25 protein-coding genes are annotated in these 26208 nt (G+C 69.2%); 13 read left to right on the plus strand and 12 right to left on the minus strand.

Annotated elements, in window-relative coordinates:
• Positions 1-127 precede the first annotated feature (127 nt).
• Entirely contained in the window at positions 128-1924 is a 1797-nt protein-coding gene (gene metG, locus ABZX37_RS23395; RefSeq protein WP_354742752.1) for a methionine--tRNA ligase, read from the minus strand.
• A gap of 61 nt (positions 1925-1985) precedes the next feature.
• Here metG and ABZX37_RS23400 point away from each other — a divergent pair, with 61 nt between their 5' ends.
• The 5 genes from ABZX37_RS23400 to ABZX37_RS23420 all read left to right on the plus strand — a co-directional run bounded on the left by ABZX37_RS23400 (position 1986) and on the right by ABZX37_RS23420 (position 6417).
• Entirely contained in the window at positions 1986-2573 is a 588-nt protein-coding gene (locus tag ABZX37_RS23400; protein ID WP_354742754.1) for a PadR family transcriptional regulator, read from the plus strand.
• 95 nt (positions 2574-2668) lie between these two features.
• Positions 2669-3667 (plus strand): ATP-binding cassette domain-containing protein, encoded by a 999-nt coding sequence (locus ABZX37_RS23405; protein WP_354742756.1) that lies wholly within the window; start codon positions 2669-2671, stop codon positions 3665-3667.
• The gene (locus tag ABZX37_RS23410; RefSeq protein ID WP_354742758.1) at positions 3657-4421 is read left to right on the plus strand and encodes an ABC transporter permease; all 765 of its coding nucleotides are present in this window, start codon (positions 3657-3659) and stop codon (positions 4419-4421) included. Before ABZX37_RS23405 ends, ABZX37_RS23410 begins: the two co-directional genes overlap by 11 nt.
• 97 nt (positions 4422-4518) lie before the next feature.
• Positions 4519-5133, plus strand: coding sequence for a GH25 family lysozyme (locus tag ABZX37_RS23415; protein ID WP_354742760.1), 615 nt, complete (start codon positions 4519-4521; stop codon positions 5131-5133).
• A 45-nt stretch (positions 5134-5178) separates the two neighbouring features.
• Complete coding sequence (locus tag ABZX37_RS23420) at positions 5179-6417, plus strand: aminodeoxychorismate synthase component I (protein WP_354742762.1); 1239 nt, start codon at positions 5179-5181, stop codon at positions 6415-6417.
• Between the two features lie 34 nt (positions 6418-6451).
• Here the strand turns inward: ABZX37_RS23420 and ABZX37_RS23425 are convergent, their stop codons facing one another.
• Positions 6452-7411, minus strand: a complete 960-nt coding sequence (locus ABZX37_RS23425) for an NADPH:quinone oxidoreductase family protein (protein ID WP_354742764.1) — start codon at positions 7409-7411, stop codon at positions 6452-6454.
• Positions 7412-7583: 172 nt separating this feature from the next.
• On the opposite strand from ABZX37_RS23425, the gene ABZX37_RS23430 reads away from it, so the two are divergent.
• From ABZX37_RS23430 to ABZX37_RS23440, 3 genes are all read left to right on the plus strand, one after another.
• Complete coding sequence (locus tag ABZX37_RS23430) at positions 7584-8060, plus strand: QsdR family transcriptional regulator (RefSeq protein WP_354742766.1); 477 nt, start codon at positions 7584-7586, stop codon at positions 8058-8060.
• Positions 8061-8284: 224 nt separating this feature from the next.
• Positions 8285-8545, plus strand: a complete 261-nt coding sequence (locus ABZX37_RS23435) for a hypothetical protein (protein WP_354742768.1) — start codon at positions 8285-8287, stop codon at positions 8543-8545.
• Positions 8546-8696: 151 nt separating this feature from the next.
• Positions 8697-9020, plus strand: a complete 324-nt coding sequence (locus ABZX37_RS23440; protein WP_354742770.1) for a hypothetical protein — start codon at positions 8697-8699, stop codon at positions 9018-9020.
• 1 nt (position 9021) lies between these two features.
• On the opposite strand, the gene rsmI is transcribed toward ABZX37_RS23440, so the two are convergent.
• The gene (gene rsmI / locus ABZX37_RS23445; protein ID WP_354742772.1) at positions 9022-9861 is read right to left on the minus strand and encodes a 16S rRNA (cytidine(1402)-2'-O)-methyltransferase; all 840 of its coding nucleotides are present in this window, start codon (positions 9859-9861) and stop codon (positions 9022-9024) included.
• 54 nt (positions 9862-9915) lie between these two features.
• Between rsmI and ABZX37_RS23450 the strand changes: the two genes are divergently transcribed.
• The gene (locus ABZX37_RS23450; RefSeq protein ID WP_354742774.1) at positions 9916-11484 is read left to right on the plus strand and encodes a phospholipid carrier-dependent glycosyltransferase; all 1569 of its coding nucleotides are present in this window, start codon (positions 9916-9918) and stop codon (positions 11482-11484) included.
• Here the strand turns inward: ABZX37_RS23450 and ABZX37_RS23455 are convergent.
• On the minus strand, positions 11435-12214 hold the full coding sequence (locus ABZX37_RS23455; RefSeq protein ID WP_354742776.1) for a helix-turn-helix transcriptional regulator: 780 nt from the start codon (positions 12212-12214) through the stop codon (positions 11435-11437). The genes ABZX37_RS23450 and ABZX37_RS23455 overlap by 50 nt on opposite strands.
• A 55-nt stretch (positions 12215-12269) precedes the next feature.
• On the opposite strand from ABZX37_RS23455, the gene ABZX37_RS23460 reads away from it, so the two are divergent.
• A complete protein-coding gene (locus tag ABZX37_RS23460; protein ID WP_354742778.1) occupies positions 12270-12839 on the plus strand; it encodes a class I SAM-dependent methyltransferase in 570 nt (189 codons plus the stop codon).
• A 41-nt stretch (positions 12840-12880) separates the two neighbouring features.
• On the opposite strand, the gene ABZX37_RS23465 is transcribed toward ABZX37_RS23460, so the two are convergent.
• Positions 12881-14602 carry a serine/threonine-protein kinase gene (locus ABZX37_RS23465; protein WP_354742780.1) on the minus strand — a complete coding sequence of 574 codons (1722 nt, stop codon included), beginning with the start codon at positions 14600-14602 and terminating at the stop codon, positions 12881-12883.
• A 217-nt stretch (positions 14603-14819) separates the two neighbouring features.
• Here ABZX37_RS23465 and ABZX37_RS23470 point away from each other — a divergent pair, with 217 nt between their 5' ends.
• Together ABZX37_RS23470 and ABZX37_RS23475 are read left to right on the plus strand one after the other, a co-directional pair.
• On the plus strand, positions 14820-16694 hold the full coding sequence (locus ABZX37_RS23470; RefSeq protein ID WP_354742782.1) for a propionyl-CoA synthetase: 1875 nt from the start codon (positions 14820-14822) through the stop codon (positions 16692-16694).
• A gap of 213 nt (positions 16695-16907) precedes the next feature.
• Complete coding sequence (locus ABZX37_RS23475; protein WP_354742784.1) at positions 16908-18482, plus strand: beta-N-acetylhexosaminidase; 1575 nt, start codon at positions 16908-16910, stop codon at positions 18480-18482.
• Here ABZX37_RS23475 and ABZX37_RS23480 read toward each other — a convergent pair.
• The 4 genes from ABZX37_RS23480 to adh all read right to left on the minus strand — a co-directional run bounded on the left by ABZX37_RS23480 (position 18459) and on the right by adh (position 21556).
• Positions 18459-19148, minus strand: coding sequence for an MOSC domain-containing protein (locus ABZX37_RS23480; RefSeq protein ID WP_354742786.1), 690 nt, complete (start codon positions 19146-19148; stop codon positions 18459-18461). The genes ABZX37_RS23475 and ABZX37_RS23480 overlap by 24 nt on opposite strands.
• A gap of 26 nt (positions 19149-19174) precedes the next feature.
• Positions 19175-19588 carry a hypothetical protein gene (locus tag ABZX37_RS23485; RefSeq protein ID WP_354742790.1) on the minus strand — a complete coding sequence of 138 codons (414 nt, stop codon included), beginning with the start codon at positions 19586-19588 and terminating at the stop codon, positions 19175-19177.
• Positions 19589-19661: 73 nt separating this feature from the next.
• On the minus strand, positions 19662-20033 hold the full coding sequence (locus ABZX37_RS23490) for a DUF779 domain-containing protein (RefSeq protein ID WP_354742792.1): 372 nt from the start codon (positions 20031-20033) through the stop codon (positions 19662-19664).
• Entirely contained in the window at positions 20033-21556 is a 1524-nt protein-coding gene (adh, locus tag ABZX37_RS23495; RefSeq protein ID WP_354742794.1) for an aldehyde dehydrogenase, read from the minus strand. The genes ABZX37_RS23490 and adh overlap by 1 nt, the downstream gene beginning before the upstream one ends.
• 106 nt (positions 21557-21662) lie before the next feature.
• On the opposite strand from adh, the gene ABZX37_RS23500 reads away from it, so the two are divergent.
• Entirely contained in the window at positions 21663-23135 is a 1473-nt protein-coding gene (locus ABZX37_RS23500) for a GAF domain-containing protein (protein WP_354742796.1), read from the plus strand.
• Between the two features lie 3 nt (positions 23136-23138).
• On the opposite strand, the gene ABZX37_RS23505 is transcribed toward ABZX37_RS23500, so the two are convergent.
• The 3 genes from ABZX37_RS23505 to ABZX37_RS23515 are packed head-to-tail and all read right to left on the minus strand — an operon-like array spanning position 23139 to position 26152.
• Positions 23139-24050: an NAD(P)H-binding protein gene (locus ABZX37_RS23505; RefSeq protein WP_354742798.1), complete on the minus strand. Its 912-nt coding sequence runs from the start codon at positions 24048-24050 to the stop codon at positions 23139-23141.
• A 25-nt stretch (positions 24051-24075) separates the two neighbouring features.
• Positions 24076-24945, minus strand: coding sequence for a YwqG family protein (locus tag ABZX37_RS23510; protein ID WP_354742800.1), 870 nt, complete (start codon positions 24943-24945; stop codon positions 24076-24078).
• 58 nt (positions 24946-25003) lie between these two features.
• Positions 25004-26152 (minus strand): agmatine deiminase family protein, encoded by a 1149-nt coding sequence (locus tag ABZX37_RS23515; protein ID WP_354742801.1) that lies wholly within the window; start codon positions 26150-26152, stop codon positions 25004-25006.
• Positions 26153-26208: the final 56 nt, after the last annotated feature.

The following is a 26208-nucleotide window of genomic DNA, read 5'->3' on the forward strand; positions in this document are numbered from 1 at the left end:
GGTGCTTGTCAAGGCATCTTTCCCGCCTTGACAAGCACCCCCGAACCGTCAGCACAATGAACCTTCGGGGTGGTGGCCCCCGCTCAGGGCGCAATGTCGCCGCCAGGCGACGAGCCGCCCGAGAACCTCAGTCAGTCACGATCGGAGCCCACTCCGGCCCGGTCTCCCCCAACTTCGGGTCCAGCTTCGTAAACAACGGAGTCGGCTTCTCCAACGGCCGCCCAACCTCGATCGGCTGAGACTCCCACTTTGCCTTCTCACTGGCGTAATCCCCGGTGAGAATCGGATTGACCCGCCCGGGCAGGTCAAGATCCTCAACCTCATGCAGCTCAGGCTGAGCAGCCCAAACCCCAGTCCCGCCCAGCGCCTCGTGCACCTTCTGCGCCGAATGCGGCAGGAACGGAGTCAGCAACGTATTCGCGTCCGAAACCACCTGCAACGCCGTGTGCAACACCGCGTCCCGCCGATCCGGATCCTCCTTGAGCTTCCACGGCTCCTGATCCGACAGATACCGGTTCGCCGCCGTAACCACCCGCATCGCCTCAGCCGCGGCCAACTTGAACCGCGACCGCGCGAGATGCCCGCCAGCGGTCTCAAACGCCTGCCGGGACAGCGCCTTCAGTTCCTCGTCCGCGGGCGCAGGCGCGGTAGGAGCCGGAACCGCCCCATTGTTCTTGTGCGCCATAGAGATCGACCGGTTAACCAGGTTGCCCCACTCGTTAGCCAGCTCGAAATTCGTCCGCCGAACGAACTCGTCCCACGTGAAGTCCGTGTCCTGAGTCTCCGGACCGGCCACCGAGATGAAGTACCGCAACGCGTCCGGCCCGAACTCCCGCAGGAAGTCGTGCACGTAAATGACCGTGCCGCGCGAGGTGGAGAACTTCGACCCGCTCATGGTGAGGAACTCGCTGGACACGATCTCGTCCGGCAGGTGGAGCTTGCCGTACTTGCCCGCCTCGCCGCCGCGGTCGCCGTCGCCGTTCTGGCCGAGCAGCAGCGCGGGCCAGATCTGGGCGTGGAAGGTGATGTTGTCCTTGCCCATGAAGTAGTAGGCGCGCGCGTCGGCGTTGGCCCACCACTCCTGCCACGCGTCCGGGGTGCCGTTGCGGCGCGCCCATTCGACGCTCGCGGAGAAATAGCCGATGACCGCGTCGAACCAGACGTAGAACCGCTTGAGCGGCTGGTCGCGCCAGCCGTCCAGCGGGATCTTCACGCCCCAGTCGAGGTCGCGGGTGATCGGCCGCGGCCGCATGTCGTCGATCAGGTTGCGGGTGAAGTTGAGGACGTTCGGCCGCCAGTCGGTCTTGGTGCCCAGCCAGTCGCCGAGGGTCTTGGTGAACGCCGGCAGGTCGAGGAAGTAGTGCTCGGTCTCGACGAACTTCGGCGTCTCGCCGTTGATCCGCGACTTCGGGTTGATCAGCTCGGCCGCGTCGAGCTGGTTGCCGCAGTTGTCGCACTGGTCGCCGCGCGCGCCGTCGTAGCCGCAGATCGGGCAGGTGCCCTCGATGTAGCGGTCGGGCAGCGTGCGTCCGGTGGACGGGCTGATCGCGCCGCGGGTGGTCTTCGGGACCACGTAGCCGTTGCGGTTGAGCGCGAGGAAGATCTCCTGCGTCACCGCGGCGTGGTTGCCGGTGGTGGTGCGGGTGAACAGGTCGTAGGAAAGGCCGAGGCCGCGCAGGTCCTCGTCGATCTGGCGGGTGTACTTGTCCGCGGTCTGCTGCGGGGTCATCCCCTCTTTGTCCGCCTGGACGGTGATCGGCGTGCCGTGTTCGTCGGTCCCGGACACCATGAGCACCCGGTTGCCGGCCATTCGCTGGTAGCGGGAGAAGACGTCGGACGGGACGCCGAATCCGGACACGTGGCCGATGTGGCGGGGGCCGTTGGCGTAGGGCCAGGCCACCGCGGTCAACACAGAGGTGCTCATACCTGTTTAGCCTACGGATGCGCTCCAGGGCGTTTCGTGGTGGTCGGGGAAGGGAGAGCCGGTGTCGGCGACGCGTCTGCTGGTGCTCGGGGTCGTGCGGATGTTCGGCCGCGCGCACGGCTACCAGGTGCGCCGCGAACTGCTGTCGTGGTCGGCGGACAAGTGGGCGAACGTCCAGCCCGGCTCGATCTACCACGCGCTCAAGAAAATGGCCGCCGAGGACCTGCTGGAGAAGATCGACGTCGAACCGGGCGACGGCGGTCCGGACCGGGTCGCTTACCGGCTTTCGCCGGCGGGCGAGCACGAGTTCCAGGTCCTCATCTCGAAGGGATTGTCCGATCCGAGCGCGAGCAACGCGGAGTTGTGCGCGGCGGTGAGCCTGATGCCCGCGCTCCCGCGGAAGTACACGATCAGCCTGCTCCAGCAGAACCTGATCCACTTCGAGGCGGAAGAGCGCCGATCGCGGTTGAGCATCGAGGACGACACCTGGGGCAAACCGCCGCACGTGACCGAGCTGTTCCGCTTGTGGGGCGGGATCGCCAGCGCGAGCCGGGAGTGGCTCACCGGGCTGATCGGCAGGCTCGAGGCAGGCGAGTACGTGATGGCCGACGACCCCAGTTCGGCGTTCGTTCCGCCAGCCCCCGAGTAATCAAATTTGACTAACCCGTCCTTCCTCGGGCACAGTGTGCGCGTCAGCTAGTCAAGATTGACTAGCTGATCTTCTTGGGAGGAGAGGGGCAATCCATGATCACGGCACGCGGACTCGAGCGGCGCTTCCGCCGCAAGGGCCGAGCCGGTGGCGAGGTGCACGCGGTGCGGGGGGTCGATCTCGACGTCGAGGAGGGCGAGCTGGTCGGGTTCCTCGGTCCGAATGGGGCGGGCAAGACCACGACGCTGCGCATGCTCACCACCCTGCTGAAACCGACCGCGGGCACGGCGACCGTCGGCGGGCACGACCTGCTGACCGACGCGGCGGGAGTGCGCCGCAACATCGGGTACGTCGCACAGGGCGGCGGGACCGCGCCCGAATCACGCGTCGGGGAAGAGCTTGAGCTGCAGGGCAGGCTGTACCGGATGAGCAAGGCTGACGCGATCGCGCGCGGCAAAGTGCTCGCCGAGCAGCTTGACCTGACCGGGCTGGAGCAGCGGGCCACGAAGACGCTGTCCGGGGGTCAGCGGCGCAGGCTCGACATCGCGATGGGGCTGATCCATTCGCCGGGGCTGGTCTTTCTCGACGAGCCGTCCACCGGACTCGACCCGCAGAGCCGGGCGAACCTGTGGGAGCACATCCGGCGGTTGCGCGCCGAGCAGGGCGTCACGATCTTCCTGACCACGCATTACCTCGACGAGGCGGACGCGCTGGCCGACCGGCTGATCGTGATCGACGACGGCCGGATCGTCGCCGAGGGGCATCCGGACGCGCTGAAGGAGCGGGTCTCCGGCGACGGGGTGGCGATCGAGGTGGATCCGCGATCCGCCGCGGCCGCCGCCGACCTGGCCCGGCAGCTGCCGGGCGCGCACGAGTTCGCCGTGCGCGAGGGGTCGATCCGGTTCCGGGTGCCGCGCGGCGACACCGCGATGCCGGAGCTGCTGCGCGCGCTCGACGCCAAGGACATCGCGACGGCAGCCATGCAGGTCACGCGGCCGACCTTGGACGACGTATTCCTTACTCTCACCGGCCGCTCGCTACGCGAAGCGGAGCAGCCCCCGGCAACGGAACCGGAGGTGTCCGATGCTGCGTGACACCTGGTTGATCTTCCGCCGCGACATGGCTGGCGCGCTGCGGAACCCGACGTGGCTGATGATCGGGCTCGCACAGCCGTTGCTGTACCTGTTCTTCTTCGGCCCGCTGCTGGTGAAATCGCTCGGTGCGCAGGGGATGTCCGAGGTCGACGGCTGGATGGTGCTCACGCCCGCACTGGTCGCGCAGCTGGCGCTGTTCGGCAGTTCGTTCGTGGGCTTCGGGCTGATCGCCGAGTACCGGTCCGGCGTGGTCGAGCGGATGCGCGTCACGCCGGTGCACCGGGCCGCGCTGCTGCTCGGGAAGGTGCTGGCGAACGCGCTGCAGGCGGTGGTGCAGGCGGTGCTGATCATCCTGCTCGCCTACCTGGTGTTCGACCTGAACGCGCCGTTCGGCGGAGTGCTGCTGAGCCTGGCGATCGTGTTCCTGCTCGCGCTCACGCTGGCGTCGTGCTCCTACGCGCTGGCGCTCACGCTCAAGAGCGAGGAAGCACTCCCGGCGCTGCTCAACGCGGTGCTGATGCCGTTGCTGCTGCTGTCCGGGATCCTCATCCCGATCACGGCCGGGCTGGCTCCGAAGTGGCTGTACACGATCTCGCAGATCAACCCGTTCCGGCACGTGGTCGACGTGGAGCGCAACAGTTTCCGCGGCGACTTCTCGATGGACGCGCTGTTCACCGGCGGGGTGATCGTGCTGGTCATGGCCGTTGTGGCGGTGTGGTGGGGAACGCGCACCTTCCAGCGGGAAAACGCCTGATCAAAGCCTATCGACACGCCGGGAAAGGTCACCCCGCTCCGGATTTCCGGACGTAGGGTGGCCTTTCACCCGTCGTGGGGCTTGTCAGGGGTGCGTGGTGGCGGAACCGGAGAGTGGGCGCGGACTCACGCTCACTCATCGCGAGCAAGTGCTCGATTGGGCGGCGGTGCGCGGCGCCGACGTGCGATTCGCTTCGGTGACGATCAGCGAGAACGTCAACTGGAGCGACCCCGGCGCGGAACGGACGCTGGCCGAGGCTCAGCACGCGGGCATTCACACCGGTGCCCGGCACTACGCGCGACCTGGCGCGGTGCACGACCAGGCCGACCATTTCGTCCGGACGGCGAGCAGGCTCGGGGCGTTCGCGCCCGGTTCGCTCGCCCCGGCGCTCGAGGTGGACGCGCAAAGCGTCGACGACCGGTTCGTGAAGGCGTGGATCAAACACGTGCGGCACGCCGCGAAGATCCGCCGGGTTCTCGTGTACGCCGGGCACGACTGCTGGGCGCACCGCCTGCACCCGGATCGCTGGGCTGATTCCGAAGTAGTGCTGTGGCTCGTGCGGCACAACGGCATTCCCGGGCGGCCCGGCTGGTTCCATTCGCGGCTCGGGCTGCACCAGCACGCCTTCGCGCCGGACGTGCCCGGCGTCGACGGCCCGGTGGCGCAGGACGCGGTGGTGTATCCGTTCGCGCTGTCCGATGTGCTGCTCTGATCACCTTTTCCGCTGGTCACCGCCGGTTTCCGGCACAATGGCGCGATGCGTTTCCAGCGGCTGCGGACCGACCTGTCACCTTCGCGGGTGCTTGTCCTGCTGTCCGCGTACGCGCGGGCGCACGGCCTGCCCGAACCGGCCGCGGTCTGCGGGGACTGGTTCGGGTCGCGGGCGGTGGTGGCTCCGTTCCTGGCGGTGACTCCGCGGCCGTTCCCTTCGGTTTCTCCGGTTTCGGGTCCTTCGGGTCGGATCGGCGGCGGGTGGTTCGGGTTTCTGGCTTATGACCAGGCGGATCCGTCCGGCCGCTCGACCGGGGTTCCGGCGTCGGCCTGGGGCTGGGCGGATCACGTGCTGCGCTGGGACGCGGCGGGAGTGTGCTGGTTCGAGTCGCTTGAAGGCGACGCCGACACGCAACTCGCCGTGGTGGAGCGGGCTTTGTCCGGGTCCGAGGAGCTGTCGTGGTCGGCAAGTCCATTGCGGCGACCGTCCGGGCACGAGCAGGCGGTGAAGGCGTGCGTGCACGAGATCGAGGCAGGCGAACTGTTCCAGGCGAACGTCTGCTCGCGGTTCACCGGGACGTTCGAAGGTTCACCGGCCGCGCTGTTCGCCGAGGGAGTGCGACGGCTGGCTCCGCAGCGGGCGGCTTACGTCGCGGGTGCCTGGGGTTCGGTGGTTTCGCTGTCGCCGGAACTGTTTTTGGCCCGGCACGGCCGCCGCGTCCGGTCGTCGCCGATCAAGGGGACGCTGCCCCGGCGCGGTCCGGCGGACGACGGCAACGCGCTCCGGCTGCGGCAGTCGGCGAAGGATGTCGCGGAGAACGTGATGATCACCGACCTGGTGCGCAACGACCTCGGCCGGGTGTGCGACGTCGGCAGTGTCGTGGTCCCGGAGCTGCTCGCGGTGCGTCCCGCGCCGGGGGTGTGGCATCTGGCGTCCACTGTGGAGGGTGTGCTGGCGGACGGCGTGACCGACGCCGGGCTGCTGGCCGCGACGTTCCCGCCCGGTTCGGTCACCGGCGCGCCGAAGATCCGGGCGCTGGACCTGATCGCCGAACTGGAACCGGCCGCGCGCGGCGTGTACACCGGCGCGGTCGGACTGGTGTCGCCGCTGGCCGGGCTGGAGCTGAACGTGGCGATCCGGACCTTCGAAATCGCCGGGGACCGGATCGCGCTCGGCGTCGGCGGCGGGATCACGGCGGACTCGGACAGCGCCGCGGAGTGGCAGGAGTGCCTGCACAAAGCGGCGCCGCTGGAGTCCTTGCTGGCCAGCCCTCGCGAGTGCTGATCGCGGTGAGAACCGTGATCAGCACTCACGACGGTCAGCGACGCGGGTCGAGCAGCAACTTGCCCGTCGTGCCCCGGGACCGCAGCGCCTCGTGGGCTTTCCGGGCGTCCTCCAGCGCGTACTCGCCGCCCGCGACCGCGCGGAGTTTTCCGTCCAGCACCATCGTGAACAGGTCGCTGAGCGCGGTGCCGAAAACGTTGCCCGGCAAGCGGAACACGTGCGGCAGCCACATCCCGGCCACGGTCGTGCTGTGGCCGAGCAGGTTGCGCAACTCGATCGGCTTCGGCGAGCGGCGGCCGGCCATCCCGTAGAAGACCAGACGGCCGAACGGAGCCAGCGCGACGATGCTCTGGTCGGTGGTCGGGCCGCCGACCATGTCGAGGACGACGTCGACTCGCTTGCCGCCGTTGGCCTCCCGGAGGACTTCGGTCATGTTCTCCGCGCGGGAGTCGACCGCGACGTCCGCGCCGAGTTCGATCGCCAGCGCGCGCTTTTCCTCGCTGCTCGCCGTCGCGATGACGCGGCCCGCGCCCCACGCGTTGGCCAGCTGCACCGCGATCGACCCGACGCCGCCCGCCGCGGCGTGCACGACCACGGACTCGCCGGGCTCAAGGTGGGCGTTCTTGCGCAGCATGATCCACGCGGTCGCGCCCTGGACCAGCATGGACAGCGCGTTCAGATCGTCGACGCCGTCCGGAACCGGGAAGGTCATGGCCTCGTCGGCGACGACGCGCTCGGCGTAACCGCCGCCGTCGTTGAGCAGCGCGACCACGCGCTTGCCGTCCGCCGTGCGCCCGACGACCTCGCCGCCCGGCACGAGCGGCAGTTTGCTCGGGGCGAGATACGAGTTTTCCGCCTGGTGCGTGTCCGCGTAGTTCAGTCCGACGCGGTCGACCTCGATCAGCACCCGCCCCGGCCCGGCCACCGGATCGGGCAGCTCGACCGGCTTCAGCACCTCGGGACCGCCGAATTCGGTCACCTGCACAGCACGCATCTTCGCGGCTCCTCTCGTCGTGAGACATTCTGCCACATGTCTCATTCATGGGACACTCTCTGCTAACGTCTCACCCATCGACACGCCACTGTCCACCCGCACCTCGCGACCCGACGCCGTCGCGGCCTTCCGCCTCGCCCGCGCCCGGTTTCTCGCCGGAGACCGCGTCGACATGCGCGACCTGGCCGCCGACCTCGGCGTCAGCCGCGCGACCCTGCACCGCTGGGTCGGCAGCCGCGATCACCTGCTGAGCGAAATCCTGTGGGCGGAGACGTCCTCGGTGCTGGATAACGTGAGTTATGCAGGTCGCGGCGGGGACGGCGTCGCGGAGGCGATCGGGGCGTTCGTGCGGACGGTCAACGCGTCCTCGCCGTTCCGCGCGTTTTTGCGCCGGGAACCGGAGCGTGCGCTGAGGTTGTTGACGACCAAGGCGAGCCTCGTGCAGTCGCGGACCATCGAGAAGGTGCAGGCGCTGCTGTCGGACGAGGTGGCGGCGGGGCGGTTGGAGACTCCGTTGCCGGTGGCGGATCTGGCGTATCTGCTCGTGCGGGTCGGCGAGTCGTTCATCTACACCGACGCGATCACCGGCGAGGAGCCGGACGCGGAAAAGGCTTTGGTAGCGGCGAAAATGCTGTTGCGCAGCCGGTAAAATCTTGTAGTGACCGCTGTCCAGGCCATCGCCCGGATCCCCACCGCTTCGCTCGGCAAGCTGGTGTGCCATCCGAAACTGCCGCTCGTCGCCGGGATCGATCAGGACCGGCCCGCGGTGCACCTCTACTACGCCGAACGAGTGCTTCGCGAATTCGGCGCGGTGGGCAAAGATTCCCCGGCTTACGAGAAGTTCGACCGCTGGACATCGCCGTCTCTGACCATGTGGTCTTCAGTCCGGACGGCCAGTCGCTGTGGACGTCGCCGACCCCACCCGATCTCTACGACCGTTCGGATGCGATCGATCTCGACATCGGGGCCGTCACGCCTGCCCCGATGTGGGACGGCGGCATCGTCGCGCATCCAGCGGGAGGGCTGGTCGCCACGATGCAGAGCGATCAGGGCGCGAGCTTTGTGCTCTTCTCCCGTCCAGGTGACCGGCTGCAGTTCCTCGACCGGGCCCTGATTGTGGACTCCAACGGCTGAGGCTTCCGGTCTTCAGCTCCGACGGGCGGTACCTGGCGATTCGCGGCAACACCTACGAACACCAGGTCCTGGCGTTCGAGTTCCCTTCGCTGCGCCGGGTCAGGAAGGTCTCGCTCGGCGACCCGCAGCCCGCCGACCGCGATGACCCGAAATGGCTCAACCGGTTTGTCTCCTGGCCCTGGTCCAACGTCGCGTTCGGCGCGCGGCCTGGGGTGACCTCGTGGTCGCCGGGGATTGCGAACTCGCGCTGGTGCCCGTTCCTTCTCCCCGCACCGTCGCGGATCCGGCCACCGTCGCCGAGTTCCTTGCCGGCACCATGGAGATCCCCGACGAGGGCCTGCTGGACGATCACGTCGTGCACACCGACGGTGTCGGCACTTGGCGGCCGGAGGAACTGGCCACGATCACCAAAGCCGCGCCCGGAGACCCGCAGTGGCTGCGGTTCCTAGCCGAAGACAACGCGCGCGGGAACTAACTCACTTCCGAGCCGCGAGCACCGCCGCGTAAAGCTCCTTTGTAGACACCCCGGCCGCGCTGGCGACCTCGGCCGCGACGGTCTTCAGCCGTTCCCCCGAAGCGACCCGTTCCGCCACCTCCGGCACCAGATCCGCCACCGACGCCTGCCGAGGAGCCGCCCCCTCCAGCACCACCGAGATCTCGCCGCGAACCCCGTCCGCTGCCCACTCGGCAAGTTCCGCGAGAGTGCCGCGTTTGACCTCTTCGTACGTCTTCGTCAGTTCCCGGCACACCGCGGCCCGCCGCGTGCCGCCCAGCGCGGCGGCGGCGTCCGACAGCAGGGAAGCGATCCGGTGCGGCGATTCGAAGAACACGACGGTCCGGCGCTCGCTCGCCAACTCGGCGAACCACTTCGACCGCTCACCAGGCTTGCGCGGCGCGAAGCCCTCGAAGCAGAACCGGTCGCACGGCAGCCCGGACAACGCGAGCGCCGTCGTCACCGCTGAGGGGCCAGGGAGGCAGGTGATCGGCAGGTCCTCCTCGACACAAGCGGCCACGAGACGGAACCCGGGATCGGACACGCTCGGCATCCCGGCATCAGTCACCACCAGCACCGTCTCGCCGCTGTGCAGCGCCTCCAGCAGCTTCGGCAACCGGGCAGTCTCGACGTCTTCATAGAAGCTGACCACGCGGCCAGTGGGCGACACGCCGAGCGCGGAAGCGAGGCCGCGCAGGCGCCGAGTGTCCTCGGCGGCGATCACGTCTGCCGAGCCCAGCGCCTCGATCAGCCGGGCGGACGCGTCGCCGGGATCGCCCAGCGGGGTGGCGGCGAGCACGAGCCGTCCGGACACAGAAGTCATGGCAGTCAGCCTAACCAGACGCCACCGGTGGATCAGGCCGTACTATCGGGCCCCGTGACCGCGCTGCTGACCCGTGCCGACGACGAGAGCGTGCGGCCGGACCCGGTCGACGCGCGCCGCCCCCCGACCGACCGCGAAGCCACCCTGCTCGGCCGGGCCCTGCCCGCCGACCGGCTGCGCGGCTGGATCGTCACGTTCGTCCTGACCGTGATCGGCGGCGTCGTCCGGCTGCAGAATCTGGGCCTTCCCACTGACCACAACAGTCCCGTCTTCGACGAGAAGCACTACGTGCCCCAGGCCGCGCAGATGCTGCGCAACGGCGGGTACGAGGACAACGCCGGGTACGAGCTGATCGTGCACCCGCCGCTGGCCAAGGACTTCATCGCGTTCGGCGAGTGGCTCTTCGGCTACAACGGCTGGGGCTGGCGGTTCATGTCGGCCGTGGCCGGCACGCTGATCGTGCTGCTCACTGTGCGCATCGCGCGCCGGCTGACCCGCTCGACGCTGCTCGGCGGCATCGCGGGCGTCCTGGTGATCTGCGACGGCGTGCTGCACCTGCAGTCGCGGATGGGGATGCTCGACATCTTCATCGCGTTCTTCGTGCTCGCCGCGTTCGCCTGCGTGCTCTGCGACCGCGACCAGGTACGGCAACGGCTGGCCGTCGCGGTGCGCGAGGGCTGGATCGGCGAATCGCAGTGGGGCCCGAAGCTCGGCTTCCGCTGGTGGCGGTTCGCGGCCGGGCTGATGATCGGGCTGACCTTCGGCGTCAAATGGTCGGCGCTCTACTACATCGCGGCGTTCGGCCTGCTCACCGTGTTCTTCGACGTCGCCGCCCGGCGCGCGGCGGGTGTGCAGCGGCCGTGGGTCGGCACGATCCGGCGCGACGTCGCTCCCGCGCTGTGGGCCATCCTCGTCGTGCCGGTGCTGATGTACCTGGCGGCGTACTGGGCGTGGTTCGCCAGCGAAACCGCGACCGACCGGCACTACACCGAGATCAAGAACCTCGACCCGGGCATGTTCGGCTGGATCCCGCCCGCGCTGCGCTCGCTCGGCAGCTACACCGCCAACGTGCTGCATTTCCACGAGACCCTGCTGACGCCCAAGGACAATCCGCATCCGTGGGAGTCGAAGCCGTGGACGTGGCCGATGGGCCTGCGGCCGATGCTCTACTACTACGACGGCAACGTCACCGGCTGCGGCGAATCGCGCTGCCTCGGCGCGACGATGCTGATCGGCACGCCCGCGATGTGGTGGCTGGCCGTCCCGATGCTCGGCTGGGGCCTGTGGCGCTGGTTCTTCCGCGCGGACTGGCGCTACGCCGCCGTGCTGACCGGTTACTTCGCCGGCTACCTGCCCTGGTTCACCAACATCGACCGGCAGATGTACTTCTTCTACGCCACTCCGATGGCCCCGTTCCTGGTGCTCGGGCTGGTGCTGGCGCTCGGGCAGATCCTGGGCAGCGCCAAACGCGGGTTCGAACGCCGGGGCACCGGTCTGCTCGTCGTGTCGCTTTATGTCGGGCTGGTGGTCGCGAACTTCGCCTGGCTGTGGCCGATCCTCAACGGAATCCCGATCACGAACGAACATTGGCAGGCGGAAATGTGGCTGCCTTCGTGGCGCTGAAGTAGGCGCCCGGCGGCACCCCGACCGCCCGGCGGAAGGCTGCGACGAACGCGCTGGCCGTCGCGTACCCGACCCGGTGCGCGACGGTCGTCATCGGCAAACCCTGTGCCAGCAACGGCAACGCCGCGCGCAGCCGTGCTTGCGTGCGCCAGGTGCCGAACGTCATCCGGCAGTCTCGGACGAACGCGCGGGCCAGTGTCCGCTCGCTCGCGCCGACTTCCCGGCCCAGCTCGGCCAGGCTGCGCGAGTCCGCGGGGTCGGCGAGCACCGCGTCGACGACGTCCCGTGCTCGTGGGTCGGCGGGCGCGGGGACGACGATCGGCGCGACGTCCATCGGCTCCAGCAGATCGAACCCGACCGCCTCGGCGCGGCGGCGGGCGTCGTCGCTGATGCCGTCCGCGGACAGGTGCTCAAGCAGTTCCCGCAGCAACGGCCGGACGATGACGATGCGCGGGGACGGCCAGTCGACCGGGCACTGCTCCGGATCGGCGTAGATGCCGCGCAGCTCGGCGTTCCCGACCGCGCCCGTGCGATGCCAGACGCCGACCGGGATCCACAGCGCGCGCGTGGACGGCAGCACCCATTGCGCGTCGCCGACCATCACCGCGGCGACTCCGCGCGCGGCCCAGACGAGCTGGTGCGCCGGATGGTCGTGCCAGGGGAACCAGGCTCCGGCCGCGATCGGGAGGTCGCCAAGCAGCATCGCGCCGGTTTGACCGTACTGCGACATAAGGTGACAGCCTATCGCCTTCCGGTCAGCGCGGCTCGTCCCTAGCGTCGGGTCCATGCCGATGAACCTGATGCACCGGAAGCTCTGCAGCTCGAAGAAGTGGGCCGCCATGGTGGCCGAGGTGCTGCCGGACTGGCTCGCCCGTTTCGAACTGGGCGACGACGTGCTGGAAATCGGACCGGGTTTCGGGGCCACCACGCGGGTGCTGGTCGACGCTTTGCCGCGGCTGACCGCGCTGGAGATCGATCCGGCGTCGACCCGGCTGTTGCGGGAGAAATACGGCGACCGGGTCGACGTCGTCGAGGGCAGCGGCGCGGACATGCCGTTCGAGGACGGCCGGTTCTCCGGGGTCGTGTGCTTCACGATGCTGCACCACGTGCCGACCGACGAACTGCAGGACCGGATCTTCGCGGAGGCGTTCCGGGTGCTGCGGCCCGGCGGCACCTACTGCGGCGTGGACAGCCAGCTCAGCTTCGGATTCCGGCTGCTGCACATCGGGGACACGATGAACGTCCTCGACCCCGCCACCCTGCCCGCCCGCCTGACCGCGGCGGGGTTCGAGCAGGTGCGGGTGGAGAGCGAGCCGAAGAAGCGGCTGGAGTTTTCGGCGGTAAAGCCGTCGTGAGCGCTAATCCCGGTGAGAACCGCGATCAACACTCACGAGGCTCAGCGCGGTGAGCGGCGCGGAACGATCTGCGTAACCGGTCCGTCCAGCGCCTTGCCTGCCCGGCTCAGCCAGCCGTCGACCTCGCGTCGCACTGAGTTCAGCGTCGGGCGACGGCGGGGTTCCGGGTCCAGCGAAGCGGCCAGGATCCGCGCGTGCACCGAACGCTGCGGCATGTGCGTGACCGGATCGGCGCGCGCCGCGGCCATCAGGGCGGCCATCGGCGTATCGCGGGTGCCGCGCGGCGGCTGGCCGGTCAGCGCGTAGCTGACCGTGGCGGCGAGCTGCCAGGCGTCCGACGCCGGGCTCGCCGGGGAGCCCATCGCCTGTTCCGGCGCGACGAAGTCGGGCGTGCCGATCATCATCCCGGTGGCGGTCATCTTGGAATCGCCCTGGCTGCGGGCGATGCCGAAGTCGATGAGGTGCGCGATGCCCGCCGGGTCGAGGATGACGTTGGACGGCTTCACGTCGCGGTGCAGCACGCCCCGCTCGTGCGCCGCGACCAGCGCGCCCGCCATCGTCGACCACAGCCGTCCGGCGGCGACGTCGTCGATCGGACCCTGTCCGTCGACCACCTCGGCGAGCGGGCGGCCCTGCAGGTACTCCATGACGAGCGCGAGCCCGTCCGGTTCCTCGGCCAGGTCGTACACGCGGACGCAGTTGGGGTGGTTCACCACGGCCAGCGCACGCGCCTCGCGCTGCATGCGCTCCTCGGTGTCGCGGTCGGGCGCGTGCGCGATCTTCAGCGCGACAGTGCGGTTGAGCTGCGTGTCGACGGCTTCCCAGACCGTGCCGAACCCGCCGGTCCCGAGCTGGCGGACGCGCCGGTACCGGCTGCTGCCCGCGTTGCGCGAGCCGGGCGGCGGCGGAATCATGCCGGGCGCGGCGGCCAGCGCTCCGGCCGGCGGCGGCTCCGGAGCGGACGCCAGCGCGGTGGCCGGGTACGGCTTGTTCTGCGGCGGCGGAGGCGGCGGCAGCTGCTCCCGGCGCGGCGGGGGCTGCGCGGCAGGCGGTTCGTCGCGGCGCGGCTCCGGCCGGTTGATCACCGACCACGGCGGCGGCCCGACCAGCGCGACCGGGATCAGCCCCAGGACGCTGAACGGCAGGAACCCGAGCCAGAAGTGCACGGCGGTGTTGGCCGACATGCCCGCCGACGCGATCGCCATGACCACGAAGGGGATCCAGAAGAACCGCGACGGCCACTTCGGCCCGCGACGGAAAGCGGTGCGCGCCTGCAGCATCACGAACAGCAGCGAACCGACCGGCAGCACGGTGAACGCGAGCAGGTACAGCGCGTAGGAGAGCTTGAGGCCGCGCGGGTAGAAGAGCGTCTCGAAGACGTTCGACCCGCCGCCGAGGTAGGTCTTCTGCACCCCGACGAACGAGCAGTAGTTCGTGCTCAGCGTGGACGCCTCGGAGGCGGACAGCCCGCTCGCGCCGCCCGCGTTGGCCGCGCGGAAGGTTTCCGAGATGCCCGAGGAGATGAGCCACGGAAACACCAGCACGCTGACCACGCCGATGAGACCGAACACGGTGAGCGTGGTCGCGTCGTACCGGTTTCCGGTCCCCTTGCGCACGATCGCCACGATCAGCGCCCCGGCCGCCGGGAAGAGCGCGACGAGCGCACCCGCTGTGGTCGTCGCCCACACCCAGTCGCCCGGGCAGAACCCCGGGCCGAACAAGGTGTGCGCGAGCGAGAGCAGCGCGCTCCCGATTCCGCTCACCGGCTGGTTCCCCTCACTGTCAGTGGTGCCCTCGTGCCGCTGCGCGGCCAGTCTCCCTGGTCCAGCTTAGGACGCGCACGGCCTCCGCGGGGTTGCCGGGTCGCGCGGGGAACGTGATCCACCGCATCGATCTCCCCGGACCGGGCTGACCTGCGACCCGCTGCGGGAAAGGCCATCATGAGGGCGGATTCGGCCGTCTGAAGTCAAAGGAGACCTCGTGGGCGCGTACACCGAGACGTATCGGCGCAGTCTGGACGACCCGGAGCAGTTCTGGCTCGACGCGGCCCGCGCGATCGACTGGACGCAGCGGCCCACCCGCGCGCTCGATCCGTCCGCCGCGCCGTTCTACCGCTGGTATCCCGACGGCGAGCTGAACACCTCCTACAACGCGCTCGACCGGCACGCCGACGGCGGCCGCGGCGCGCAGGACGCGCTGATCTGGGATTCGCCGGTCAGCGGCCGCAAACGCCGCTACACCTACGCCGAACTGCGGGACGAGGTCGCGACCTTCGCCGGCGCGCTCGCGTCGCTCGGGGTGAGCCGCGGCGATCGCGTGATCCTTTATCTGCCGATGATTCCGCAGGCCGTCATCGCGATGCTCGCCTGCGCGCGGATCGGCGCGGTGCACTCCGTGGTGTTCGGCGGCTTCGCCCCGAAGGAACTGGCCGCGCGGATCGAGGACGCCAAGCCGAAGCTGATCCTCGCCGCGTCGTGCGGGATCGAGCCGGCACGGGTCGTCGAATACAAGCCGATCATCGACGCCGCTCTCGAGACCACCGAGCACCAACCGGACCACGTCGTGGTGTTCCAGCGCGAGCAGGCGGCCGCGGAGCTGTCCGGCACTGACCTCGACTGGAACGACCTCGTCGCCGACGCCGACCCGGTGGATCCGGTTCCGGTGAAGGCGACCGACCCGCTGTACATCCTCTACACGTCCGGCACGACTGGGCGGCCGAAGGGCGTCGTGCGCGACGCGGGCGGGCACGCGGTCGCGCTGGCGTGGTCGATGGGCGCGCTCTACGACGTCCACGCCGGTGATGTGTGGTGGACGGCTTCCGACGTCGGCTGGGTCGTCGGGCATTCGTACATCGTCTACGCGCCGCTGCTGGTAGGCGCGACAACGGTGCTGTACGAGGGAAAACCCGTAGGAACGCCTGACGCCGGCGCGTTCTGGCGGGTCATCTCCGAGCACGGCGTGCAAGCGCTCTTCACCGCGCCGACGGCGTTGCGCGCGGTGAAGAAGGTGGATCCGGACGCGGACGAGCTCAAAAAGTACGACCTCTCCCGGTTCCGCACCCTCTTCATGGCGGGCGAACGGCTCGACCCGGAGACCTACCACTGGGCGCACGACATCCTCGGCACGCCGGTCGTCGACCACTGGTGGCAGACCGAAACCGGCTGGCCGATCGCGGCCAATCCGCGCGGTCTCGAACCGATGCCGGTCAAACCCGGGTCGGCGACGAAACCGGTGCCCGGCTGGGATGTCCGCATTCTCGACCAGGCGGGCGAGGAGCTGCCAGCCGGTCGCGAGGGCGCGATCACGCTGAAACTGCCGCTGCCGCCGGGCTCGCTGCCGACGCTGTGGGGCGACGACGAGCGCTACCGCGAGGCGTACCTGTCGCGCTATCCCGGTTACTACCTGACCGGCGATTCGGGCTACCTCGACGAGGACGGCTACCTCTTCGTCATGGGCCGCACCGACGACGTGATCAACGTGGCCGGACATCGGCTGTCGACCGGTTCGATGGAGGCCGCGCTGGCGTCGCATCCGGCGGTCGCGGAGTGTGCCGTGATCGGGGTCGCGGACCAGCTGAAGGGCCAGGTGCCGCGCGGTTTCGTGGTGCTGAAGTCCGGCGTGGAGGTGCCCGAGGAGCAGTTGCGGGACGAACTGGTCGCGCTGGTCCGCCGCGATATCGGGCCGGTGGCGGCGTTCCGGGACGTCTCGGTGGTCAACGCACTGCCGAAGACGCGCTCGGGGAAGATCCTGCGCAAGACGATGCGCGGGATCGCCGACGGTCGCGACGAGGCGGTCCCGTCGACCATCGAGGACCCGTCGGTGCTCGACGCGTTGCGGGCGATCTTGCGGCCCTGAGCACCGCCCCAATGTGGCATTGGGTGCATGCGACGCACCCAATGTGGCGTTCGGTGCGCTGAGCGCACCCAATGTGGCATTGGGGCGCGGCGGGCATCCCGGCGAACGGGACATCCGGGGTCAGCCGACCCTTTCGGGCGTTGTCAGCGTCCCCGGTAGTGGTCTATACCTCTTGGAGTCCGCCTTCTCCGCGAACGCGACCGGAGGTATGCCGTGAGGAAGACCCTGTCCAGGGCCGTGCTTGGGGTGACCGTGCTCGGGCTCGCCGCGGTGGGAGTGCCCGGGCCGGCCGCGGCGAGTCCCGCGCCCAGCGAACGGCAGGTGACCGACCTCGTACCGGTGCCGGTGCATGCCGTGGCGAAGGCGGACGCCTCCTTCCGGCTCACGCCGCTGACGGTGATCCGCGCCGGGCACGGCACCGGCGACGTCGCCGCTTACCTGCGCGGCCTGCTGCGGCCCGCGACCGGCTTCCCGCTGCCGGTCGTCCCGGTGAGCCCGGGGCTGTCCGCGATCTCGCTCGACCTCGGCCACGCCGACCCGCGCGTCGGCGACGAGGGGTATCAGCTCGACGTCACGAAGAACGGCGTCCGGCTGCGCGCCAACACTTCCGCCGGGCTGTTCACGGGCGTCCAGTCGCTGCGGCAACTGCTGCCGTCGGCGATCGAGGCGAAGACCGTGCAGCACCGGACGTGGACCATCGCTGGCGGCAGCGTGCTCGACTACCCGCGCTTCGCCCACCGCGGCGCGATGCTCGACGTCGCGCGGCATTTCTTCACGCCTGCGCAGGTGAAGAAGTACATCGACCAGATCGTCCAGTACAAGATCAACACGCTGCACCTGCACCTCAGCGACGACCAGGGCTGGCGCATCGAAATCAAGAGCTGGCCGAAGCTGGCGACCGAAGGCGGCAAGACGGCTGCGTACGGCGACCCCGGTGGCTACTACACGCAGGAGCAGTACAGCGACATCGTCGCGTACGCCGCGAGCCGACACATCACGGTCGTGCCGGACATCGACATGCCCGGGCACACCAATGCCGCACAATCGGTGTACGCGGAGCTGAACTGCGACGGGGTCGCGGTCCCGCCGCGCACCGACATCGAGGTCGGCTACAGCTCGCTGTGCATCAAATCGCCTACCACGTACCGATTCGTGGAAGACGTGATCCGCGAACTCGCCGCGATCACACCCGGCAAATACATCGGCATCGGCGGCGACGAAGCACATGCGACGACCGACGAGGACTACAAAACCTTCTACGAGAAGGTGACCCCGATGGTCGCCAAGTACGGCAAGCTGATCACCGGCTGGCACGAGATGGCGAAGGTGCCGCTGCCGACGTCCGCCGTGCCGCAGTACTGGGATCAGGGCGGCCCGAACGCGGACGTGGCCGCCACCGCGGCGCGCGGGAACAAGTTCATCATGTCGCCCGCCAACCACGCCTATCTCGACATGAAGTACACGGAATCGACGAAGCTGGGCCAGGATTGGGCTGGTTTGGTCGAAGTCCGCGACGCCTACGAATGGGACCCGGCGACGCTCGTTCCCGGCGTCGAAGAGAAGTCCGTCGCCGGTGTCGAGGCTCCACTGTGGACGGAAACCATCCGGACCAACGACGACATCGAGTACATGGCCTTCCCGCGCCTGCCCGGCGTCGCGGAAATCGGCTGGTCGCCGCGAGCGTCCCGGACCTGGGACGGCTACCGGGACCGCATCGCCAAGCAAGCGCCGCGCTGGGAAGCACAGGGAATCGACTTCTACCGCTCACCCCAGGTCGACTGGAAGTGATTCCCTAGCCCGGTCCACTTTGGACTGGATACCCTTGCGATAACCCGCCGGCAACGCGTCCGCCGACAGCACCCGCTCGGCCAGCTCCAGCATCGGTCCCGGCTCGGGCAGCCGTGCGTAATTCGCCGACGCGACCAGGAACGTCTCCGCGACGGTCGGCCCCTCGGCCCGCTCCACGAGCTCGAGCGGTCCGGCCGTCGGGACCGTGCCCGGCCGCAGCACGCGCAGGTACCAGCCGCAGCGATTGGTGCCGATCATCGCGGGCACGACGTCCTTGCGGCCGGTGTGCATCGCGAGCTTGAAACACGGATGCCGAGGCTGTGCGACCTGCACGAGCGCGTCGCCCCAGGCCCAGACGTCACCGATCCGCGCGTCGTTCTCCAGCGCACCGTGCACGGAAAGGTTCTCGCCGAAGTCTCCGTGCGCCACGGAGTAGCCCTCGGCGGTCCACACCGGATAGTGCTCGACCGGGTAGACGTAGACGGCTTTGTCGGGACCGCCGTGCACCGAGAGGTCGGCTTGGCGATCACCGGCCAGGTTCAGCTCGGACAACGCCAGCTCGCCTGCGTCGACCCGGGTTTTCCGGATGGCGCTCAGAACGGGCTGGTCCCGCTGGTGGCCGAGTACGGTCGGCTCGCCCACGTAGACGTCTTTCAGCGACAGCATGGAATGAACCTAGCAAGCGCGCTCGGCTACCGGGACGGATCGGGAAAGCCCGAGGTCAGGCTATGGACGTAGACCGTCTCCTCGGCACCGGCTTTGACGAACGCCTCGAACGTCGCGTGGTACGGCGTCTCAAGATGGGTGTAGAGGCCCGCCTTCGCCTTGGGCTCGTACGTCCACCCGAACTGCCGCATCTCAGCAAGGTCGAACGGCGGGCCGAACTCGTCGATCGGCCACCGGAGATTCGGGTTGGCCGGGTCCGCGCCGTACTTCCGAAGACAATCGTCCACACCGGACTTCGGCGCGACGAAGGCGAACGCGAGCCGTTCGGTGAGCCGGGGTTGAACGTCGAAATGGAACTCCCGCACCGGACACGACGGCAGCGTCATCTGGAACCTGGCCGAAGCTTCTTCCCAGCTGACGCCGTCCTCGCTGCGGCGCACCAAGGGTTTTCGATCGCAGGGAGGTCAGCCGAGCGATGCCCGGTGCGCGGGAAACGCGCACCGGGCACCACGATCAACCGTTCAGTTCCGCCGACTCCTCGTCACTGAGCAGCCGGGACCGGATGAGGAACCGCACCCCTTCCGGTGCTTCGAGGGAGAACCCGCTGCCGCGTCCGGACACCACGTCGATGGTGAGGTGGGTGTGCTTCCAGTACTCGAACTGCGGGCCGGACATCCACACCGGCACCGCGTCGATGCCGTCCACCGTCAGGTCGCCCAGGTGCACATCGTGCGCACCCACCCGGAATTCGCCCGCCGGGTAGCACATCGGGGCGCTGCCGTCGCAGCATCCGCCGGACTGGTGGAACATCACCGGCCCGTGGACCGGCACCAGCCGCCGCAGCAGGTCGGCGGCGGTCGGGGTCAGGTCCACCCGTTGCGGCATCAGAAGAAGCCCAGCGCCTGGTCGGAGTAGGAGACCAGCATGTTCTTCGTCTGCTGGTAGTGGTCCAGCATCATCTTGTGGTTCTCGCGGCCGATGCCGGACGCCTTGTAGCCGCCGAAGGCCGCGTGGGCCGGGTAGGCGTGGTAGTTGTTCACCCACACGCGGCCAGCCTGGATGTCGCGGCCCGCGCGGTAGGCGGTGTTGCCGTCGCGCGACCAGACGCCGGCGCCGAGGCCGTACAGGGTGTCGTTGGCGATCTTGAGCGCGTCGGCGTAGTCGTCGAACTTCGCCACCGACACCACCGGGCCGAAGATCTCCTCCTGGAAGATGCGCATCTTGTTGTCGCCCTCGAACACCGTCGGCTGCACGTAGTAGCCGCCGGACAGGTCGCCGCCCAGGTCGGACTGCTCGCCGCCGGTGAGGACCTTCGCGCCCTCCTGCTTGCCGATGTCGATGTAGGACAGGATTTTCTCGAGCTGGTCGTTCGAGGCCTGCGCGCCGATCATCGTCTCGGTGTCGAGCGGGTTGCCCTGCTTGATCTTCTTCACGCGCTCGACCGCGTCGCCGAGGAACCGGTCGTAGATGCCGGACTGGATCAGTGCGCGCGACGGGCAGGTGCAGACCTCGCCCTGGTTCAGTGCGAAGAGCGCGAAGCCCTCCTGCGCCTTGTCGTAGAACGCGTCGTTGGCCGCGGCGACGTCGTCGAAGAAGATGTTCGGGCTCTTGCCGCCCAGTTCGACGGTCACCGGGATGATGTTTTCGCTGGCGTACTGCAGGATCAGCCGCCCGGTCGTCGTCTCGCCGGTGAACGCGACCTTGCGCACGCGGTTGCTCGACGCGAGCGGTTTGCCCGCCTCAACGCCGAATCCGTTGACGATGTTCAGCACGCCCGGCGGGATCAGGTCGCCGATGATCGACATCAGCAGGTGGATCGACGCCGGGGTCTGCTCGGCGGGCTTGAGCACGATCGCGTTGCCCGCGGCCAGCGCCGGGGCAAGCTTCCAGACGGCCATCAGCAGCGGGAAGTTCCACGGGATGATCTGGCCGACGACGCCGAGCGGCTCGTGGAAGTGGTAGGCGACGGTGTTGTCGTCGATCTGCGAGATGCCGCCCTCCTGGGCTCGCAGCGCGCCGGCGAAGTAGCGGAAGTGGTCGATCGCGAGCGGGATGTCGGCGGCGAGGGTCTCACGGACCGGCTTGCCGTTCTCCCAGGCCTCGGCGACCGCGATCCGCTCGAGGTTCTGCTCCATCCGGTCGGCGATCTTGAGCAGGATGTTCGCGCGTTCCTCGGTCGAGGTGCGGCCCCACGCGGGTGCGGCGCCCTCGGCCGCGTCGAGCGCCCGGTCGATGTCGGCCGCCGTGCCGCGGGCGATCTCGGTGAAGGTCTTCCCGGTCACCGGCGTCGGGTTCTCGAAGTACTGCCCGCCCGCCGGCGCGACGTATTCGCCGCCGATGTAGTGGTCGTAGCGGGTCTCGTAGTCGACGACGGCGCCGTCGGTGTTCGGTGCGGCGTATACGGCCATCTTGCCCTGCCTCGTTGCTGGTCGGTGACGGTCGGCGGCGACCGTAGGCCGGGCAACGTTGCGCCAACGTTGCAGCGGTGTGACCAGGGTCTCTACTCTCGTTCACGTGGCGGAGCTGCCCGAACCCGACCTGCTGCGCGATCCGGAGTCGTACGCGCGGCTGCTCCGGCATGTCCGCGAGGCGGTCCTGTCCGGGGCCACCGCGCCGCGCTCGCCCCGCTCGGTGGTGTCGGCGTCGTGGGAACGCTCGCTGGCCGCGCACGTCGACCCGGACGCAGGCGAGGCCCCGCTGATCTTCGAGGCGGACGAACTCACCGACCTGCGCGCGGAGCATCCGCTGGCCCCGGTGCTGCCGCTGTTGCGCGAGATGCTGGTGAGCATCGCCGACGACGCCGAGCACATGATGATCGTGACCGACGCGAACGGGCTGATCCTGTGGCGCGAGGGCGCGACCGGCGTGCTGCTGCGCGCGGACCAGGTCGCGCTCACCGAAGGCACCCGGTGGAGCGAAGAGGCGATCGGCACGAACGCGATGGGCACGACGCTCGCGACCGGCCAGCCGGTGCAGATCTACTCGGCCGAACACCTCGTACGCCGCTATCACACGTGGACCTGTGCGGCGGCCCCCGTACGCGACCCGGACACCGGCGCGTTGCTCGGCTCGATCGACGTCAGCGGCCCGCTCCGCACCGTGCATCCGGCGATGTTGTCGCTGGTCACGGCTACGGCCCAGCTGGCCGAGGGACGGCTGCGCGCCCAGCTGGCAGTCCGCGACGAGAAGGTGCGGCGAGCGAACATGCCACACCTGGCGTCGCTGCGCGGCCGCCCCGGCGCACTCCTTTCGGCGGGCGGACGGGTGCTGGCCGCCGAGTCGTGCACCCTTCCGTCCGCTGTGGAGGTACGAAAAGGCGGCGGCACCGTGACGCTGCCGGACGGCCGGATCGCCACCGTCGACCCGCTGGACGAGGGCTACCTCCTGCGGATCGCCACGTCCGGCTCCGCGACCCGGCGCCGGTTGTCGCTCGAATACCTCACCGACGGCCCCGGATCGACCATTGTGGACGGTCGAGACATCCCGTTCACCTTGCGGCACGCCGAATTGCTGACCTTGCTCGCGCTTCAGCCGCGCGGGTTGTCGGCGGAAAAGCTGGCGCTGCAGCTGTACGGCGAGGCTGGCAACCCGGTGACCGTGCGCGCCGAGATCCACCGGTTGCGCACCCAGCTCGGCACTGGGGTGTTGCAGACGCGCCCGTACCGCCTCGCGGCCACCGTGGACGCGGATTTCCTGCGCACCAAAGCCGCCCTGCGCACCGGCGACGCCGCCGCGGCGATCCGGTCGTTCCAGGGTCCGCTGCTCGCGGAGTCGGAGTCGCCCGCGATCCTGGAGGAACGCGAGTCGATCAGCGCGCAGGTCCGGCAGCTGGCGTTGAACAGCGGGGACGCGGACACGTTGTGGTCGTTCTGGGAAACCTCCTGCGGTGCTGACGATCTGGCTATTCTGGACGCGTTGTCTGCGGTGCTCTCACCGTCGGACCCGCGGCTGGCCGCGGTGCGGACTCACCGCGCCCGGCTGGGCTGATTCTTACCGCGCAGCAACAGTTTCCCGGATCGCGTCGTCCACCGGAGCCTGATAGTTCAGCTCCAAATACAACTCCCGCAACAACAATCCGTCCATGTGCCGCACCGTCAACCCCGGCTGCTTCCCGCTGAGCTCGTTGAGAAATCCGCCGAGCTTGAACGCCCCGCGCACCGGCCAGGACGGCATCGACCGCACCGGACGCGTTCGTCCCGCCGCCGCGGCCAGCCGGGCGAACATGTCCGTCCACTGCAGATTTTCCTCCGCCACCGGGACATCCGCGCCCGACGCCGCCTCCAGCGCATCCGCCGTCGCGACCCCGACTCCACGCGCGCTCGTCGCCGCAGTCCCGCCGGGAGGCGCGAAGAGCGGCGAGTTGGAGTGGACCCACTTCACGATCGGCACCGACCACTGCGGCACCCGATCCTCCGCGACACCGAAGACAAACGGCACTTCGATCACCGCCACCGGCAACTCTGGCCCCGCTGTTTCGCGCGCGACGCGGGCCTGCTCCAGCCGACTGCGCACGTACGGATGCTTCGCAGCCAACCCCCACTCCGGGCGTACGCGGTCGAAGTACGTGTAATACGACCCGAGCACCGCGGCCCGCGTACAGCCTGCTTCGCGCGCCGCGCGCAACAACGCGGCGACAGGTGCGACATTGCCCGCACGCAGCCGAGGCTCGACCGGCCCGCGTCCGACCGCGCGGTCGTCCATGCCGCCAGCGAAGACGACGCCGTCGTGTCCGTCGAGTGCTTCGCGCAACTCCTCGTGCGAAGCCTTCGAGACGTCGAGCGTCCGGTCGACTCCCTCACGTGCCGTACGCGCGACCGCCGTCGTCTCGTGCCCGCGTTTCCGCAGTTCGTCGAGGACGTGCTGGCCCAGCAGGCCGCTTCCGCCCACCACCAAGATCTTCATGGTCCATTTCCGTTCGGGCTGAGCGTCAGCCGCACTGCATCAAGCAGCGGGCGGCGTCGAACCGGCTTTCTTTGAGATCGTCGGTCCGGATGAGCCAGTACAACATCCCGACGTCGCCCCACATCATGTCGGTTTCTTCGGCACTGTCGAACTGCGCGAGCAGCACCCAGCGGGCCGCTTCTTCCTTGAGCCGCGGATCTTGCCACCCGCCTTCCAGCACCTCCGCCGCGATCTCGTTCTCCACAGCGTCCTGGACCGGTGCGGCGAAGCCACCGATCTGATGCAGCGGCGTGCCTTCGTTGACCTCCCAGGCGAGGTTTCCGAACACATTGGCGCCAATCCGCTCAGGATCGGGGCCTGCCTGAACAGCTTCAGCCAGGGACACTCCGCTCGCGGTCGTGGTCTGGTCCAGCAGGATGTGCTCGCTTTCCGGGGCTGTGGCCACGATCTCCGCGAAAACGTCACGACGTGGGTAGGGCTCGAGGTCGGCCGGAGGCGTTCGTTCGGCGACCGGGGTGCCCGCGGGCACGAAGATCACTCGATAGCCGCCGGTATCGCCAGGCAGAATGTGCTGGTAGTTATCGGGTTCGTAGCGTCCGTCGAACGAGAAGAACAGCAGCGTCCCCGCCTCCGGCAGCGGAATGGTCAAGAACTCGCGCGGCAGCGACGCGCACTCCACCGCGGCGACGAACGTGAGCGGCCCCCGCTCCTCCCAGATCGGCCATTCCACCGCGTCCGGCAGCGCCGGATTTCCGCCGAGCTGCCCCACCCGCGGCCCCGTGCCCTTGGTGGCAAGCCGGATCCCGGGTTGGAACAGCTCGATCCATTTCACCGCCACTTCAGCGGGCAGCCGGTCTTGAGCGAGAGTGCTGAGTTGATCTCTCCATGCAGTCACTCCGCCATAGTGGCGCAGGGCACCGACAAAAACGCTTGAGCGCCGGGCGGCTCCCCCATCAGCCGGGCATGTCGTGGGTCGAGCAGTGAATTCCGCCGCCCCCGGCGGCGATCGCGTCGATCGGGACCAGGACGGCCTCGCGGCCGGGGAAGTGCTCGGCCAGGATGCCGCGCGCCCGGTCGTCGGCGGCTTCGTCGCCGAATTTCGGCAGGAACACCGCGCCATTGGCGACATAGAAATTGGCGTAGGACGACACGAACGCCTCGCCCCGGCCGGTGATCCGGTCCGGGTCGGGCTGGGGCAAGTCGACGACTTCGAGCTTCCGGCCAGCCGCGTCGGCGGCGCCGGCCAGCACTCCGCGCGCCTGCTCGGCGGCACGCGACCAGACGTCCGCCGGGGCGCCGGGAAACGGCTTGTCCAGCAAGACGACACCGGGCGCGACGTAGCGGACGAGACAGTCGACATGCGCGTCGGTGATGTCCTCGCCTTTCACTCCGGCCAGCCAGATCACGGTGGTGACGCCCAACGTCCGTTTCAGCTCGTCTTCGACGCGCGCGCGGTCCTTGCCCGGGTTGCGGTTGTCATTGACCAACGAGCTTTCGGTGACCAGGAGCGTGCCCTGGCCGTCGGTTTCCAGCGCGCCGCCCTCGGCGACGAGCGGAGCCGCGACGCGGGGCAGCCGGTACTTCTCCAGCACGGCCTTGGCCACCGCGCCGTCCCGGGGGTGCTGCTGTTTGCCGCCCCAGCCGTTGAACCCGAAATCGACGCCGGTCAGCTTTCCGGCGTCCCGGATGAAGACCGGGGCCGTGTCCCGGGCCCAGAGGTCGTCCACCGGGATCTCGGCCACCTCGACGTCGGAGCCGACCGCGCTCTGGGCGGCGTCGCGATGTTCGGCACCGGCCAGCAGGACAACCTTTTCGAAACCGGCGACGGCCCGGGCGAGCCCGGCGATGGCGGCCTGGACCGCGGGCAGGTCAGGACCCCAGATGCCGTCCGAAGCAGGCCAGGCCATGAGGGTGCGGGCGTGGTTCTCCCATTCGGCCCCGAACACCCGGCCGGCGGACGCCGCGCCGCTGCTGCCCGGCGACGGGGGTGCGGCCGGGGCCGGAGCTGGCGTTTCGGCGCCGCACGCGGCCGCGCCCAGCGCGGCGCCGAGCCCTAGCGCGGCGGTGAGCGCGGTGCGGCGGGAAACGAATTCGTGCGTCATCGAGTGAGCTCCAAGCGGGTCGGCGGAGCCTCACTCTGACACTGACTGAAAATTTA

The sequence above is a fragment of the Amycolatopsis sp. NPDC004079 genome, assembly GCF_040610415.1.
Taxonomy (GTDB): domain Bacteria; phylum Actinomycetota; class Actinomycetes; order Mycobacteriales; family Pseudonocardiaceae; genus Amycolatopsis; species Amycolatopsis halotolerans.